The organism is Acinetobacter sp. AL9, from assembly GCF_041464035.1.
GTDB lineage: Bacteria > Pseudomonadota > Gammaproteobacteria > Pseudomonadales > Moraxellaceae > Acinetobacter > Acinetobacter towneri.
On record NZ_JAYFSK010000295.1, the window covers coordinates 1 to 235 of the forward strand.

Sequence of the window (235 nt, forward strand, 5' to 3'; positions counted from 1 at the left end):
AAAAATCCTAATACCTCGATCGCTTCGGTCGCACTGCAACATAGTATTAATGCCAACCTTGTCAGTCGTTGGATCAGGATCTTCAGCCATCATGATGGTGCCGTGCAAGATCCTACTCATGTGAATCCAGCATTTATTGCTTTGCCTTACACTGCTGCAATCAGCCAACCTATTGATGAGAGGATCACGTTGTGTATCACCGTGCCTCATACGAATAATGATATTCAGCTAAAAT

General features: G+C 43.4%; 1 pseudogene. It reads left to right on the top strand.

Annotation, left to right across the window (positions count from 1 at the left end):
• Positions 1-235, top strand: a pseudogene (locus ACEO2X_RS14780) (IS66 family insertion sequence element accessory protein TnpB); the annotation flags it as partial.